General features: G+C 71.5%; 1 pseudogene. It reads left to right on the top strand.

Annotated elements, in window-relative coordinates:
- Nucleotides 1–702, top strand: a pseudogene (locus tag VB714_RS07415) (peptidase S10); the annotation flags it as partial.
- Nucleotides 703–738: the final 36 nt, after the last annotated feature.

The raw sequence follows: 738 nt of genomic DNA, 5'->3' as shown, positions 1-738 counted from the left end.
GCCGTCCGCCGGGCGGCCGAGGACTTCGCCACCGGTCCCTACGCGGCCGCCCTGATCCGAGGGGCTTCGATGCCGGCCACCGAGCGCGCCGAGGTCGTGACCCGCCTGGCCGATCTGCTGGGGCTCCCCGAGCAGGTGGTCGACCAGCACGAGTGCCGCATCTCCATGACCCGCTTCGCCCGCGAGCTGCTGCGCGACGAGGGGACGGTCCTCGGGCTCTACGACGCCACGGCGACCGGCCGCGACCCGTTCCCGGACCGCGACGGCATGGCCTGGCCCGACCCCACGCTCAGCGGCATCGAGCGAGTGTTCCCCGCCGGCATCAACGCCCGGCTGCGCACCGAGCTCGGGGTGCGCACCGACCGGGAGTACCACCTGCTGTCGATGGCGGTGAACAAGGACTGGAAGATCGACTTCGACCAGCACGCGCTGCAGAGCCAGGTCGGCGCCACCGACGACCTCCGCTACGGCATGGCGTTGAACCCCCACATGAAGGTCTTCCTCACCCACGGCCTCTACGACCTGGTGACGCCGTACTTCGCGTCCGAGCGGATCCGGAACCTGCTGCGCCTGGACGAGTCCGCCGCCGCAGCGCTCACGGTCCGGCACTTCGCCGGTGGGCACATGTTCTACGCCTGGGAGGACAGCCGCACCGCGTTCCGCGACGCCATCGCCGAGTTCTACGAGGGCGCGCTGGGCTGACCGCCGCCGGCCAGCGGCTTCTCGAAGAAGCGCTCG

Origin of the sequence: Spirulina sp. 06S082, assembly GCF_034932145.1 — a bacterium.
GTDB lineage: Bacteria > Cyanobacteriota > Cyanobacteriia > Cyanobacteriales > Spirulinaceae > CCY15215.
The sequence above is the reverse complement of the archived record's forward strand: the minus strand, read 5'-3'. Positions and strand labels throughout refer to the sequence as shown.